The organism is Acinetobacter sp. WCHAc010052, from assembly GCF_002165295.2.
GTDB lineage: Bacteria > Pseudomonadota > Gammaproteobacteria > Pseudomonadales > Moraxellaceae > Acinetobacter > Acinetobacter chinensis.
In genome coordinates, this window is record NZ_CP032143.1 from 2212256 (window position 1) to 2227433 (window position 15178).

12 protein-coding genes are annotated in these 15178 nt (G+C 43.5%); 4 read left to right on the forward strand and 8 right to left on the reverse strand.

What is annotated here, in order from left to right; translation table 11 throughout:
• Positions 1 to 5: 5 nt before the first annotated feature.
• Entirely contained in the window at positions 6 to 599 is a 594-nt protein-coding gene (locus tag CDG61_RS11035) for a PepSY-associated TM helix domain-containing protein (RefSeq protein ID WP_087549201.1), read from the reverse strand.
• A gap of 28 nt (positions 600 to 627) precedes the next feature.
• A complete protein-coding gene (locus tag CDG61_RS11040; protein ID WP_087549202.1) occupies positions 628 to 2181 on the reverse strand; it encodes a DUF2271 domain-containing protein in 1554 nt (517 codons plus the stop codon).
• Positions 2182 to 2287: 106 nt separating this feature from the next.
• On the opposite strand from CDG61_RS11040, the gene CDG61_RS11045 reads away from it, so the two are divergent.
• Positions 2288 to 3175 carry a DUF4198 domain-containing protein gene (locus CDG61_RS11045; protein ID WP_087549203.1) on the forward strand — a complete coding sequence of 296 codons (888 nt, stop codon included), beginning with the start codon at positions 2288 to 2290 and terminating at the stop codon, positions 3173 to 3175.
• 71 nt (positions 3176 to 3246) lie between these two features.
• Here the strand turns inward: CDG61_RS11045 and CDG61_RS11050 are convergent, their stop codons facing one another.
• From CDG61_RS11050 to CDG61_RS11060, 3 genes are all read right to left on the reverse strand, one after another.
• Positions 3247 to 4746: a succinate CoA transferase gene (locus CDG61_RS11050; protein ID WP_087549204.1), complete on the reverse strand. Its 1500-nt coding sequence runs from the start codon at positions 4744 to 4746 to the stop codon at positions 3247 to 3249.
• Between the two features lie 372 nt (positions 4747 to 5118).
• Complete coding sequence (locus tag CDG61_RS11055) at positions 5119 to 6294, reverse strand: thiolase family protein (protein WP_171405640.1); 1176 nt, start codon at positions 6292 to 6294, stop codon at positions 5119 to 5121.
• A 293-nt stretch (positions 6295 to 6587) separates the two neighbouring features.
• Positions 6588 to 8369 carry an acyl-CoA dehydrogenase C-terminal domain-containing protein gene (locus CDG61_RS11060; RefSeq protein WP_087549206.1) on the reverse strand — a complete coding sequence of 594 codons (1782 nt, stop codon included), beginning with the start codon at positions 8367 to 8369 and terminating at the stop codon, positions 6588 to 6590.
• Positions 8370 to 8936: 567 nt separating this feature from the next.
• Here CDG61_RS11060 and CDG61_RS11065 point away from each other — a divergent pair.
• Both CDG61_RS11065 and CDG61_RS11070 read left to right on the forward strand, forming a co-directional pair.
• Positions 8937 to 9536 (forward strand): TetR/AcrR family transcriptional regulator, encoded by a 600-nt coding sequence (locus tag CDG61_RS11065; protein WP_087512532.1) that lies wholly within the window; start codon positions 8937 to 8939, stop codon positions 9534 to 9536.
• Between the two features lie 143 nt (positions 9537 to 9679).
• The gene (locus CDG61_RS11070) at positions 9680 to 11758 is read left to right on the forward strand and encodes a TonB-dependent receptor plug domain-containing protein (protein ID WP_087549207.1); all 2079 of its coding nucleotides are present in this window, start codon (positions 9680 to 9682) and stop codon (positions 11756 to 11758) included.
• Positions 11759 to 11822: 64 nt separating this feature from the next.
• Here the strand turns inward: CDG61_RS11070 and CDG61_RS11075 are convergent, their stop codons facing one another.
• Positions 11823 to 12506, reverse strand: coding sequence for a class I SAM-dependent methyltransferase (locus tag CDG61_RS11075; protein ID WP_087549208.1), 684 nt, complete (start codon positions 12504 to 12506; stop codon positions 11823 to 11825).
• A 238-nt stretch (positions 12507 to 12744) separates the two neighbouring features.
• On the opposite strand from CDG61_RS11075, the gene CDG61_RS11080 reads away from it, so the two are divergent.
• Positions 12745 to 13041 (forward strand): hypothetical protein, encoded by a 297-nt coding sequence (locus CDG61_RS11080; RefSeq protein ID WP_087549209.1) that lies wholly within the window; start codon positions 12745 to 12747, stop codon positions 13039 to 13041.
• Here the strand turns inward: CDG61_RS11080 and CDG61_RS11085 are convergent.
• Together CDG61_RS11085 and CDG61_RS11090 are read right to left on the reverse strand one after the other, a co-directional pair.
• Entirely contained in the window at positions 13032 to 13817 is a 786-nt protein-coding gene (locus CDG61_RS11085) for a lysophospholipid acyltransferase family protein (protein ID WP_087549210.1), read from the reverse strand. The two genes, CDG61_RS11080 and CDG61_RS11085, sit on opposite strands and share 10 nt — an antisense overlap.
• Positions 13818 to 14022: 205 nt before the next feature.
• The gene (locus CDG61_RS11090; protein ID WP_087549211.1) at positions 14023 to 15138 is read right to left on the reverse strand and encodes a beta-ketoacyl-ACP synthase III; all 1116 of its coding nucleotides are present in this window, start codon (positions 15136 to 15138) and stop codon (positions 14023 to 14025) included.
• Positions 15139 to 15178: the final 40 nt, after the last annotated feature.

Sequence of the window (15178 nt, forward strand, 5' to 3'; positions counted from 1 at the left end):
ACTGTTCAGCCTATTGCCAGCCAGACCAGTAACATCAGTACCGCCAGGCTTGCTGCCGTCAGCGTCAGATGCGTCACCAGTCGGGTTTTTATGCTGATAAACAGAATATAACCCGCCAGTGAAAGTGCAATGATCAGAACCGCGCTCAGGTCAATCAGCCAACTCCAGGCTGTACCTGAGTTTTTCCCTCTGTGCAGGTCATTGATCAGGGACACTGTAGATGCAGGTTTAGTGGTAATTTCAACTTCACCGGTATCCATCATCGCCCAGATGTCAGTTGAACCCGCAGGACTTTCAAGACGGATCATCACCTCATTATCCATGACTTCACTGCTCAGATAACGTCCGGTCAGCGTGGCTTTCTGCCGTACAATTTTCAGTAATTCAGATGATGGATTTTCTTCAGCTTTCAGCTGAGCCAAAGCAGTTTCAGGTATCTGAATGGTCTGGGTATTTTCCTCTTTTGCAGATTCAAACCATTCCGGATGATTCAGAAACAATCCTGTCAATGAGAAAAAAATCAGCACAATAAATGCAAATGCAGACAACCAGCCATGCACATAACGTGCATGGCGGTAAAAATCTCGACGTTGGTACACTATTTCGACCTTAATTCAGTCAGAAGTATCAGTTTACTTTCTGGAAATTCATTTTCACTGTGCCAATCTCAGTCTGTGCAGGCAGCACCTGACTTGCACCTTTTGCTTTTACGTCCAGGTCTATGGTCTGATAAGAATGATCACCATGTTCACGTGAAGTCTCTACATGAATCTGGTAATGCCCTGCAGCAACCGCTTTGCCTGTATCATCCTTGCCATCCCATGCCAGTTTATACTGACCTGGCTGTCTGGATGGTTTCGCCACGGCATCCAGTTGTGCCATCTGACGACCATATCGTCTCCACCAGACATAGTTGGAGTTAATCCATTTTTCATCTTTACCCCAGACCGCCAGTGTCCGCACCAGTTTTTTAGATGAATCCGTCACCCATACAGATACATAAGGCGCACGGTATTTTTCCACATCCAATTTTGGAATGACCAGTTCCACAATTGCCTGATATCCTGCTGGCCATTTTGCCGATGCAGCACTCGCCACGGTCAGCATTTCCGCCTGATCTGTCCGCTGCAACAGACTGCTCCAGCCTGAACTCTGATAAGTCTGCCCATTTGACATGGTCAGCTGTGCTTCATAACCGATCAGGGATTCAATCAACTCAAGTCCTTCAGCAGGTGTCATGGCTGCCAGAGCTGTTGCAAGCGCATCTGCATCTGCTGCACAGGTTCCAACCACCACACATTGTTCCACCTGCTGTAAAGGTAAACCTGTCTGAGGGTTCATTAAATGTGACTGACCTGCAAGTGTACGGTAGCCTTTGCCACTGAATGCCACTGCCTGATCATTCAGACTGAGTACCTGTGTCGGTACAGCGAGGTCATGGTGATTAAAGGCATCCTGCACCCCAATGCTCCAGCCTGATTTCTGAGGTGCATTTCCCCATACACGGATATCACCGCCAATATCAACCAGCAGTCCCTGAAGCGCAGGAACTTTCTGACGTGCTGCAACCAGTGCACGGTCAATAATATAACCCTTGGCATAAGCATCAGGTGCAAGTTTCAGACCGTCCTGCATGTTCACAGTACGGTTTTCAGCATTCAGTTGCAGTGTATTATTTTTTAAATGCTGCACAATCTGATCACGGGTAGCTGCATCAGGCTCAACCACACCCTGTGTTTTCTCCCATACCGCAATCAGCTGCCCCAGTCGCGCATCAAAAGCACCGCAGGTTTTATCACGCCAGTTTTCACAGGCTGCAATCACTTCAAACAGTTCTGGAGAAACCTGTTTTCCTCTGCTGCTGTTGAGTGCAGAAATTTCACTGTCCTCACGCCATACGGACAGTTTCTGATCCAGCTGCGCAATTTCAGCCCGAATGGCATCCATCGCCTGTTTCGCTTCCTGACGTGATACACCGTTGACCACCACATCAAGTGATGTCCCTAAAATATGATCCTGATGAAAGTGATGCGTCAGTTGTTTCTGCAGCTCAGTGCTTTCAGGAGCATTTACAGATGCAGCATTCAGACTGAAAGGAGCAATCAGGGTCAGAGCCATCATTAATGGGGTAAGACGGAATGCAGAACGGATTGGATAAAACTTAGGGGGATTGGATGACATCCTGATTCTCCAGAATATTTTTTCTAAATATTATTGATAATGATAGTGGTTATCAAGTAGATTAGCACGCAATAATTGGAAAAAATGAACCCTGGAGAATTCTGCAATGAACAACTGGTTGAAAATCGCACTGCTCACTTCACTCCCTGTATTGAGTCATGCTCACACCATGAGCCCTTATCTGTTGCCAGAGGTTTTTGATACAGCATCAGCGCAGAATATCAGTTTCCAGAGTGCCATTACCATCGAAAAGTTTTTTGTTCCAGGTAACAACTTCAAAACGACTTATATTGTAACTGAACCCAATGGTGCTCAGAAAGCAGTCAGCCCTGCAGCTTCTCTGAAACGTTTTTCAATTGCAGAATTTGATCTTCCTGCTGAGGGTACATACCGTATCCGTACTCAGGATGCTGAAGGCAACAGTGGCAAATATGCGCTTGTAGATGGTCGCTGGTTACGTGTCCGTCCAGCACGTCCACCAATGCCACAGAACACTTCAGCAGCTAAACCAGCTGAAACTGCACCGAAAGCACCTGCAACCAGTCAGCCACCGCGTGTTATTTCAGCGGACCAGGTTCCTGCAAATGCGCAGACCATGGAAGTAAAAAATACGTTCATTGCTGAAAGTTTTGTCACCAAAGGCAAACCGTCACCTGTACCTGCTCCGACTGGTAAAGGACTTGAATTTAAATTACTGACACATCCAAATGAACTGTATGCAGGCGAATCCCTGAAAATTCAGGCATTGATGAATGGCAAAGCAATTCCTGGACTCGAAGTGGATGTCTTCAAGGGTGCAAGCAGCTATGAGCCGAATGCTAAACGTGAACAGCCTCATGTAAAAACCAATGCCAAAGGTGAAACTGAGATCAAATTTGAACAGTCTGGCATTTATCTGATTACAGCAGCTTATCCTGAAGCGAGCGTAGACAATACCAAGAAACCTCAGCCTGAAGTATTTACCTATGGTCTGACTGTTGAAGTGTCTGAATAAATATTCACACCATTGAAATATCAACAATAAAAAAATCCCCACGATTGGGGATTTTTTATAACCGGCAATAATCAAGCAAACTTCATACTACCCGTTTCTTCAAACTGTGCATGCCAAGCCAACGCCTCACGTAACACATGTGGAGTCTGACCACCCAATGCACAGGCACGATTAAAATAATTCAACAAATCAGCTTTATAGCTCGGATGCGCACATTTCTCGATAATTTTCAAAGCACGCTCACGTGGTGCAAGCCCACGCAAATCCGCCAAACCCTGCTCTGTCACCAATACATCAATATCATGTTCAGCATGATCACAATGACTCACCATCGGAACTACAGACGAAATTGCACCACCTTTGGCAATGGATTTGGTCACGAAAATGGCTAAATGCGCATGACGGGTAAAATCACCTGAACCACCAATGCCATTCATCATTTTCGTACCCGTCACATGAGTAGAGTTGACATTGCCATAGATATCGAACTCAAGTGCCGTATTAATCGCAATAATCCCTAAACGGCGAATAATTTCAGGGTTATTCGATAACTCCTGTGGACGCATCACGATTTTGTCTTTGTATTGTTCAAAATTATTCATTACACGCTTGGCACAATCATCTGACAAGGTCATTGAGCAACCTGAAGCAAACTTCATTTTCCCTGAATCAATCAACTGGAATGTACAGTCCTGTAGAACCTCAGAATACATTTCCAGATCATGAAAATTAGAATGTTCAAAACCTGCAAAAACAGCATTGGCAATCGAACCCACACCTGACTGTAGCGGTCCTAAATTTTCAGGCAAACGCCCCACAGCGACTTCATTTTCAAAGAAGTGAACCAAATGTTTGGCAATCGCTAAAGTTTCATCGTCCGCCTCATCCATTTTAAATGAAGTATCAGGCAGATCATTGATCACAATCGCTGAGATTTTGCCAGGATCGACATTGATACCGATAGTTCCGATTCGATCACCCGCTTGAGTCAGTGGAATCGGATCACGGTTGGGACGTGCTTTGGGCACATAAATGTCATGCACACCTTCAAGTACAGGGCTGATGGTATTATCAATTTCAACAATGACGTGATCTGCCATTTCAACAAAGTTTGCAGAGTTGCCACATGAACCTGTCGGAATGATTTGTCCATCTTCTGTAATTGCAGTTGCAGCGATCACAGCGACATTAATTTTTGGTAGATTTTTATGACGAATATTATCGGCAAGTTCTGACAAATGCTGATCAATATACATCACCTCGCCATTGTTAATGGCTTTACGCAATGTCGGATCGGCTTGATAAGGATAACGACGTTCCAAAGCATGTGCATCACTCAAACGACCATCAATACGATTTCCCAGACTCGCACCTGTTGCCAAAGTAATTTTCATCGGATGATTTTGCGCATTATCCGCCAAAGCCAGCGGTACAGTTTTCGCTTCCCCTGCACCACCAAAGCCACTCATTCCCACTACATCACCATCTTGAATGAGTTCAATTGCCTTTTCTACAGACATGACTTTCTCGTGCAAAGCAGCACAGCGAATACGCTCTAAACCGTTAATCATTTCAAAAATCTCAAAAAATATATCTAAAAACAGCTAAAAATTAAAAATACAGCATGCAACGATCCGACACCCTTGCGCACAAGAATGTTGGTCTATCCTGAATGATTGAATCGAAAATCAGTAACTAAACCGTTTCATTCACTTTGAATTAAAATATTGTCTGAACCATCCCAGACTTTTCACCGTATTGATTACTGTGAGGTGGCATGGATGCCACCGTTGAGCAACAATACAGGGACGTACTGCTTGCTCAACAAAAGATTTTTGTTACTTTTCATCTTTGAAAAGTAAGACATTGCCTGCGCGTCGTATGTTGAACATACATTCACACTCTGCGGCTGTACCCAATGGTTCAATCAGCATATTTAAAAATTAAATCAGTTCTACAGCAATCGCAGTCGCTTCACCGCCACCGATACACAATGATGCGATACCCTTTTTACCGCCTGTGCGTTTTAGAGCATGAATCAACGTCACGATAATACGAGAACCAGACGATCCGAGTGGATGACCGAGCGCACATGCCCCACCATTGATATTGACTTTCGCAGGGTCTAAATTAAAGCCGTCAATTGCGAGCATCGCCACCATAGCAAAGGCTTCGTTCACTTCCCAAAGATCAACATCTTCAACCGCCCAACCTGTTTGCTTCAACACTTTGTCAATTGCGCCTACAGGTGCAATCGTGAACTCAGATGGATGCTGTGAATTGGTTGCGTATGCCACAACTTTGGCTAGCGGTTTTAAGCCACGCTCTGCTGCAATTTCTTCTGAAGTCACAACAAGTGCTGATGCACCATCAGAAATAGAGCTCGCATTGGCAGCAGTGATTGTGCCGTCTTTTTTAAATGCAGGACGTAAAGTTGGAATTTTGTCTGCTTTGGCATTTAAAGGTTGTTCATCCTGTTCAACAACCACATCACCTTTACGAGATGATACGGTAACAGGTACGATTTCCGCTTTGAAATAGCCATTATTCACTGCTTCAACCGCTTTGTTTAAAGAGCTGATTGCATATGCATCCTGCTGTTCACGGGTATAGCCTTTTTTATCTGCCATTTCCTGTGCAAGGATTCCCATCGACAAACCGGTTTCAGCATCTTCCAGACCTTCCTGAAACATGTGATCTGTGACTTTACCATGTCCCATGCGATAGCCTGCACGTGCTTTATCGAGTAAATACGGTGCATTGGACATTGACTCCATACCACCTGCAACGACGATATTTGCAGAACCTGCTTTGATTGCATCGGCTGCCTGCATCACCGCTTTCATACCCGAACCACAAATCTTATTGATTGTGGTTGCACCTGTGGTATCAGGCAAACCCGCCTGACGCATCGCCTGACGTGCAGGACCTTGCTTTAATCCCGCAGGAAGTACGCAGCCAAAAATCACTTCATCAATATCGGTTGGTTGTAAATCTGCACGTGCAACTGCTTCTTTAATTGCCACTGCACCTAAGTCAGGTGCTGTACATGCCGATAATGCACCCTGAAAACCGCCCATTGCGGTACGTACTGCTTCTACAATCACGATCATTGTTATCTACCTGTTCCATCTATTTTCAATCTTGTTGTGAATTTTGAGTCAGCAGACTGACTCAAAACTGTCCATAATTCATCTTGAATCATGTTTGAATAAATTTCTGTAAACACTGATGAATGCATTACATTGGTAATGATGTTCCCTCTCCTTTCAGGAGAGGGCTAGGGAGAGGTATATTTATGTAAAATCCCCCCTCATCCTAACCTTCTCCCTGAACCATATATGGCGCAAGAGAAGGAACTCTCATTACAAATTTTATAATCCACCCAGCACATACTTCAGCTAAAAACTCATCAAGCCTGCGCTGTAAAATAATCCTCAGGCAACTGCATCACCAACTCAGCCCCCGCCTGAATACGCTGAACACGTGCAGCCAGATCAGGAAGCACCTTCGCCACATAATACTGCGCCAGAACCAACTTATTCTGATAGAAACTTTCAGGTTTCGCCTGAGCTGCCTGCGCAATACGTGCAAACATATACGTGAAGCTCAACAAACCAACAGCATGTAAATAATCTACTGCCACAGCATTCGAGAAATCAGGATTAGACTTCGCTTGTGCAATAATAAACTGCGTCAATGCTTCAACCTGATGACACACATCCAAAGTTGCCGCTTTAATGCTTAAAGCATCATCCATAGACGCTGCAAACTCACGGATCTCCGCAATATATTCCGCAATAAAAGTACCATTCGACTTAATGGTTTTACGACCAATCAGATCAATCGCCTGAACGCCATTGGTACCTTCGTAAATCTGTGAAATACGTAAGTCACGAATACACTGTTCCATGCCCCATTCACGGATATAACCATGACCACCGAAACACATTTGCGCTTCCAGTGCAGAATCCAAAGCCTTATCCGTTAAATAAGCTTTGGCAATCGGTGTTAATAACGCGACACGATCATTAGCCTTACGCACCGCTTCAGCATCATTCGAGAACTTAGTAATATCCAGTTGCTGACCGACATAGACGGCAAATGCACGGGATGCTTCATTATTGGCACGTACATTCAACAACATACGGCGCACATCACCATGAACCAAGATTGAATCCGCAGGCTTTTCTGGAGATTTCACACCAGTCGCTGAACGCCCCTGTAAACGATCTGTCGCATATTGTGCTGCATTTTGATAAGCGTATTCTGATGCACCAATACCCTGAATACCCATCGACAAACGCTCATAGTTCATCATGATAAACATCGCAGCCAGACCTTGATTTTCCTTACCAACAAGGAAACCTTTGGCTGCATCAAAATTCATCACACAAGTTGCTGAACCTTTAATACCCATTTTATGTTCAATCGAACCAGCACCTAAGGTATTACGCTCACCCAAAGAGCCGTCGTTATTGACTAAAAATTTCGGCACGATAAACAGTGAAATACCACGTGAACCTGCAGGGGCATCAGGCGTTTTCGCTAAAACAAGGTGAATAATATTTTCACAAAGATCATGCTCACCACTGGTAATAAAGATTTTTGTTCCCGTGATGTTATAAGAACCATCTGCATTTGGCTCAGCTTTGGTTTTGATAATGCCTAGATCAGTTCCAGAATGTGGCTCAGTCAGGCACATTGTTCCTGACCATTCACCTGTATAGAATTTTGGTAAATAGGTTGCTTTCTGTTCTTCTGATGCAGCTTGGTCAATCGCCATGCCTGCGCCCACAGTCAAAAGTGGATACAGCATAAATGATGGATTGGTACTCCAGATCATTTCATCGGCAAGCACTGTCAGCATTTTGGGCATGCCCTGACCGCCAAAGGATTCATTTGCGCCTAAACCGACCCAACCACCATCTGCAAACTGCTGAAATGCTTCTTTAAAACCTTTAGGCGTTGTCACCACACCTTGGTTGAACTGCGCACCGCCGTCTTCATCTGCTGAGCGGTTTAAATCCAGAATGACATTTTTCGAAAATTTCGCCATTTCTTCCAAAATTGCATTTGCAGTTGCCATGTCCAGATGCGCCAGATTTTCATTGTTCTGCCAGAATTTTTCAGCATGGAACACATCATTCAAAATGAAGTCCATATCTTTTAAAGGCGCATTATAAATCGGCATATATGTATTCCTTGATATCACTTTGCTGGCAGCAAAGCTGGTTTTTAACTGTTCGTTGCTCACTCTTCAGAAGTGGTTTTGTCCACTGCGCAATATGCCCATTATTCTGAACAGACGCTTTCTAAAACCTGGGACAATCGATTTCATTTCAATGATCGAAGTGAAGTCCGAATGATCCAGTAACTTCTGGATTCACTGACCATTCAATGGTTGTTCTGACAAATAAAAGACTATTCCTTTTTCAGATCTGAACCGTAAAATCTGATATTTAAAATCATTCCACATTTGCTTTTCTGACAGCGTGTTTTTTACATGACTGATGCTGAACACCTCTGTTATGAGCAAAAAGACAATAAAATAATTTTTCTCAAATTGGAATTTTATTCCATTTTCCTGACCTCACTGGTTCACATTTCTTGACTTTTATTTTGCCCTGTGTTTTCTGTTATTTATCACGTATCAATCATGGTCTGAGCACTTTTTCTGCACGACCAATGTGCTATTTTTTATTTTGTCATTCTGACTTAAACTGGTCAGGTTTTCTGTGGTCTGCTTTGGAACTTTGAAATGAATTCAGTACGCCAGCAAAATTTTCTGATCCGTAAAGAGAAAATTTTAACTATGGCTGAAACGCTGTTACTGGACAATAACCAGGATATCACCCTGGGTGAACTGGCATCTGAGCTGGATATCGCAAAAGGAACCATTTACAAGCACTTTAAAAGTAAAAATCAGCTGTATCTGGAACTGATCATTTTAAATGAACGTCGCCTGCTGGAAATTTCAAGAAAGCATAACGATGACATCAAAACCTATGTCTCCCAGTACATGCTGTACAACATGCTGAATTCCAACCGTACTATTCTGCTGCATGTGATTGAAGAGCGTCTGACCAATAACGAAAAGAAACTGAATGAACTTTTTGAAGAGCTTTATCAGGTTCGTGAAGCCCGAATTCTGGAAATACGTGACATGTTTGGAGAACATCTGAAGTCTTTGAACAGTATCATGTCCATCCGTGATTACCTGTCCTATATATGGACGGTCACTTACGGTGCTTCCCTGTTACTGAACTCTACGCATTATCAGAAATCCATCGGTTCACGGGAACGTCTGATCCGTCTTTATGTAAATCAGGCATTGATGATTCCTGATAAACTCTCCTGATCTGAACGGGCTTTTCATAAAAAACAGTGCTCCCATCCCCCTCATGGCTGAATAAAAATAAATTCAGTTTTGCTGTTTCCCGCAAATTTTCTCCATAATTGTGGTTTATGCTTACGCAAAATTACATACCTGGATGGGTAAAAATGAAGCGTATTTCTTCATGGAAGTTAAGCACCTTAAGTTTAGCGATTGTGGCTGTCAGCATGTCTGTAACAGCAGATGATAATATTTCAGATACACAAGTACAAAATACAGCCACTGACCCTGCTAAAACTGAAGCTGCTCAACTGAAAACGCTCAAATTCACAGCTCAGGCAACCACTCCCAAAGACCCAGATATCAGCGCTATAGCCAAAACTGTTGTTACCCGCGAGGAAATGCTTCAGTACGGTGATCAGTCTGTGAATGATGCACTGCGACGGGCAGCCGGCTTTCAGATGCCATCGCCTGGTCAGGGTCCACGTGGTAACAGTGGGGCATCCGGTATGCGTTTTCGTGGAGGTGGTGCGCCTGTTTTCCTGATCAATGGTGAAGCTGTCCAGGGCGGACCCCGTGGTGGTATGTCCATTGTGGATACCCTGACACCCGAAATGATTGAACGTATTGAAATCACGAAGCAACCCAGCGTTGCCCATGCTTCCGTCGCATCTTCTGCTGTTATCAATATTATTTTAAAAGAACCCCTTGATGATGCAGGTTTAAACGGTACGGTTAAAGTCGGTTATGGTTTTGCAGAATCTGATCAGAAAGAAGAAGAACGTAAAAACCTGAGTGTACAGGCAGATGGTCGTACTGGTCCGTGGCTCTACAGTATTTCAGCCAATCAGATGTGGAATGATTCGGTTTCAGTTTCGGAAACACTCAGCCAGGGACAAAACCAGCAGCAGAAGCGAGTGAGTGAACGGGACTCATTTATGCTGTCCCCTCGCCTTGAATATGAACTGGATGACCAGCAGAAACTGGTTGCTGAACTGTTTTATCGGAACAGTAAAAATGACAGTACGCAAAATACGCAGCTACAGCATGATACCAATGACAGTATCCGCCTGAATACCCGTTACGAGCGCAAAGACAAAACAGGTTCAGACAAAATCCGTTTCTCTGCTGAAAACCAGAATGAAACAGAAAAAACCCGCTCAGTAAATTATTCATCCATTATTGATGAAAGCATTGATGAATACGGACTTGCTTATGACGGTGTCCGTAAACTGAATGATCGACTCCAGTTTAAATTTGGTGCGGACAGCAGAACCAGTGAACTGGACAGCAATGTAGCTGACACCCTGGACGAACAACGCTACGCCTTATACGCAGAAGGCAGCTGGAAATTCAGTGATCGCCAAACCATTACCCTGGGTGCCCGTCAGGAATGGCTGAACCGCTCCGGACTGGTCGATTACAGTGATCAGCAGTTAAGCCCCGTACTGGCACACAGATTTGATCTGACAGATCAGTGGTCCATTCAGACCAATATCAGTCAGGCATTTAAAAGCCCAAAAACAGATAATCTGTTACCGACCGTGTCGGTTTCAACCAGTTCAGATGCCGGCAGCCTGAACAATCCTGACCGCGGTGGCAATCCTTATCTAAAGCCTGAAAAAATTACCGCTGTAGAGTCCACACTGGGGTTCAACACTGCTTCAGGAGGTGTCAATTTCACAGCTTTTCATCGGGAAATAGATGACTACATTGAAAAAGTCATTCAGCAGGAAGGTTCCCGTTTTGTCGAACGCCCTCAGAATCAGAACAATGCCACCACTTATGGCGTTGAACTTTCTGGTCGCTATGCTCTGAAACAGACAGAAAAAGGACATTCCTTTATGCTGAATGGACAGCTTTCAACTGTGCGGGCGAAAATTGAAGAAGATAATCATACTGAACGACTGGTGAGTGATGTTGCACCTTATACCGCAAGCACAGGATTATCTTATAATTATCAGCCGTGGAAGCTTTCAACCGCCATCAATCTGAATTATGTGCCGGCATTCAGCCGCAAACTGGATAATCAGTCCTATATCCGTTCCAGCAACGAGCGCTTCAATATTGATATCAGCGCAACCCGACGTTTTGCCGATGGATGGGCTACAACGCTGAGTGCCCGCAATATTTTAAGCACAGATTATAAGGAACGTCTGAACAGTACGGTTGATGGCAGTCTGTTTGAATCCCGCACAAACCAGGCGATACCAAGCGTTCTGCTTTCTGTGGAAAAGAAATTCTAAGCTGAGGATGCGACCTGTAATTCTGTCATCGGTCGCATTTTTTAGATTCAAAACCGTACAGAATTTATTTATCTGCCCTGAATCCAGTGTAACTCAGAAACTGAGTATAGGAAGATACGGTTCTGAAACCGCATGTTTTAAGCACTGTGACATAGTGCTCAGCACTGATTAATTCAAAATCATGTTGAAGCCGTTCAAGCATTTTCTGACTCTGCACCTGAGTCAGTCCATTTTTACAGCAAAAATTCTGCAATATTTTTAAATCTGTACTGCGTTCCGTTTTCATCAGATCATAAGTCAGCAAAACCGCCTGTGGTTTCAGTACAGTATAGATATCCTTAAAGAACTGTTCTTTTGAAGTTTCTGGAACAAAATGAGCCACCAGGATGACTAAAGCAGCATCAAACTGCGCCGAATGCATCAGCTCATTTAAAACGGAAGTATCACCCTGCAAAAAACTGACCTGCTCTGCTCCAGTCACACCACTTAGACGCTCCCGCGCTTTATTGATCATGGTCAATGATGGATCAATCGCGGTATATCTCCATTCAGGGTGCTGTTTTAACAGTAAAGACAGTTCATAGCCTGTACCACAGCCCACAATCAGAATATGAACATCAGAAATCTGCAGTTCAGTTTCCAGAATTGCGGTCACCTGAGCATGTACCTGCTCATATCCTGGAATCAGTTTCCGGATATGATCATCATAACCATCCACCACCTGTTCACTGTGAAAATCTTTCGCCATTTTATCCCTGTCCAGTTTTGTGATCTGTATCACCTTGATTATATGAACCGCAAAACATTTATCCACTTATTTATTTTTCGTCGATCGTGCATGTCAAGTCATTGCCACACATCATTATTTTATACATTCAGCCATACTCAATGCTAGAATATCGGCTTTAAAAAAATACATAAACAATAAATCCGGGCAGCACTTATTTCTGTCCAAAGAAAAATTATACTGAACAAGGGGACTGAATATGAACTCCAGACATTGCCAGGATGCCATGTTGCTGCATGCCATCAACCGCATTCTGCTTAAAGAATGGGACCCACTGGGGATTAAAAACAGACCATTCATGCGCGATGAATATGAAGAATATTTGCCCAGAATTTTTGAATTACTTTGTGAAAATGCTGAAAGCTCAGATATATTTGAATACTTGTGGCGGGTTGAAACAAAAGTCCTTGAGTTACAGGGTGATAAAACTCACACACTGAATATAGCCAAAGCACTGAAGCAGCTACAGGCTGAACACAACCTGACTCAGCGCTGAAACTCAGGATGATGCTGTGCTCTATAGGTTTTTAAATCTTCAAGCCCCGTATATATATCCAGCTGAATCCGACTGCGTAACTGCTGCAATCCATTCAGATCCTGTACATGCATCAGGCTTTTTCGGGGAAGAAACTTAAAATAAAAAGGAATCCGTTTCGGAATGATATTTCCAGGAATGGACGGAATCATTTCACCCTGACGCAATAAACGACCAACTTCTGGATAACTCAGTAATTTCTGAAACCATTTTTTCTGAAGCAGTGCATTGACATCATATTTCAGATCAAATGCTTCATCTCCACCCAGTGCTGCAAACGGAGTAATATCGTACTCATATTCCTGAGCAAGTTTAAGAAAACCGTAACGCTCTTTCCAGATCAGCTGGTATTCCTCACCTTTACGTTTAATCACCTCACGCCCACCACCTGGAAAAACCAGAATGGAATATCCCTGTTTCATCGCCTGACGGGCATATTCCTGAACACCGTCTATACCACCCACTTTTTTCACCATTTCACGCCAAAGCGGAATGCGAAAATGAATATGGTCTGCCAGGCTGACAACCGCAATTTTATGTTCCGTAAACAGATAATCTATAAGTACAGGTGAATCAAGTACACCATATACCTTGTGATTACCGACATACATCGCGGGACGGTCAGGCTGTAAAAGCTCTGTACCCAGAAAAACTGGTCGGAAATAATAGCGTTGTAAAACACTGATCATTTTTATAATTTTTGAATTGTGCTGAATTTTTAATTCTTTTTGGGTCATGTTGTATCCCTAAAAAACAATCAATTATAAATTTCATCATTCAATTCTTGTCGATAATGAAAGTTCCTTCTCTTGCGCCATATATGGCTCAGGGAGAAGGCTAGGATGAGGCGGCTTATTAAATAAAATCCTCTCCCTAACCCTCTCCTTAAAAAGGAGAGGGAACTTTTCATTGCGTAACCACTTGTGTAAGCAAATACTATTTTTAAACTACATGCTTCTGTACAAGAATGGAACCAACCGAATAACCAGCACCAAATGAACACAGGACACCATATTCACCATCATTGACCTGATCGGCTGTGCGGTGCAGTGCAATGATCACACCTGCAGAAGATGTATTGGCAAACTCATCCAGAATAATTGGAACCAGTGCAGGATCAGCTTCGGCAGCCTGTTTACCCACCACCAGTTTCAGAATCAGTTCATTCATGTTCGCATTTGCCTGATGCAACCAGAAGCGTTTCACCTGTTCAGGCTGAATCTGATTTTTTTCAAGCTGTGCTGTAATCATTTTAGCAACGAGCGGACAGACTTCCTTAAAGACTTTACGGCCATCCTGACGGAACTGCTTATCATCACGTGAAGTCAGCTCAGAACCGTTCAGGAAACCGAAGTTATTACGGATGTTGTTTGAGAACTGGGTAAATAACTTCGTATCCAGAATTTCAAAACCTGCTTTGGTTTCTGTTTCTTCAATAATCGAGGCTGTTGCCACATCACCAAAAATAAAGTGACAGTCACGTGAGCGGTAGTCTGTGTGACCTGATGTAATTTCAACATTGACCAGTAAAACACGGCGTGCACCTGTTTTTACTGCATCATAAGCCTGTTTAAGACCGAAAGTTGCAGCAGAACAAGCGACATTCATATCGTATGCATAGCCCTGAATACCAAGCTCAGTCTGGATTTCAACAGCAACCGCAGGATAAGCGCGCTGCATGTTTGAACAGGCAAGAATCACAACATCTATATCTTCTGCAGTCACACCTGCATTTTCCATCGCCTGTTTTGCTGCTATCACACCCCATTCAGCCTGAATGGAGAGTTCATCATCAGAACGTTCAGCAAGACGTGGACGCAGACGCTGTGGGTCAAGGATACCTGTTTTTTCAATGACATAACGACGCTGTACGCCTGATGCCTTTTCAATAAATTCGGCGCTTGAACCACGGCGGGCTTCTATTTCACCCGCTTCAATTTTTTCAGCATTTTCGCTGTTAAACTGTTCCACATAAGCATTTAAACTTTGTACCAATTCTTCATTGGTAATCACTTCTTCAGGATGGTATAGACCAGTACCTGTAATACGGATGCCCATGTAAAACTCCTTTTACCTGCCAGGTTAATTCATAACAATT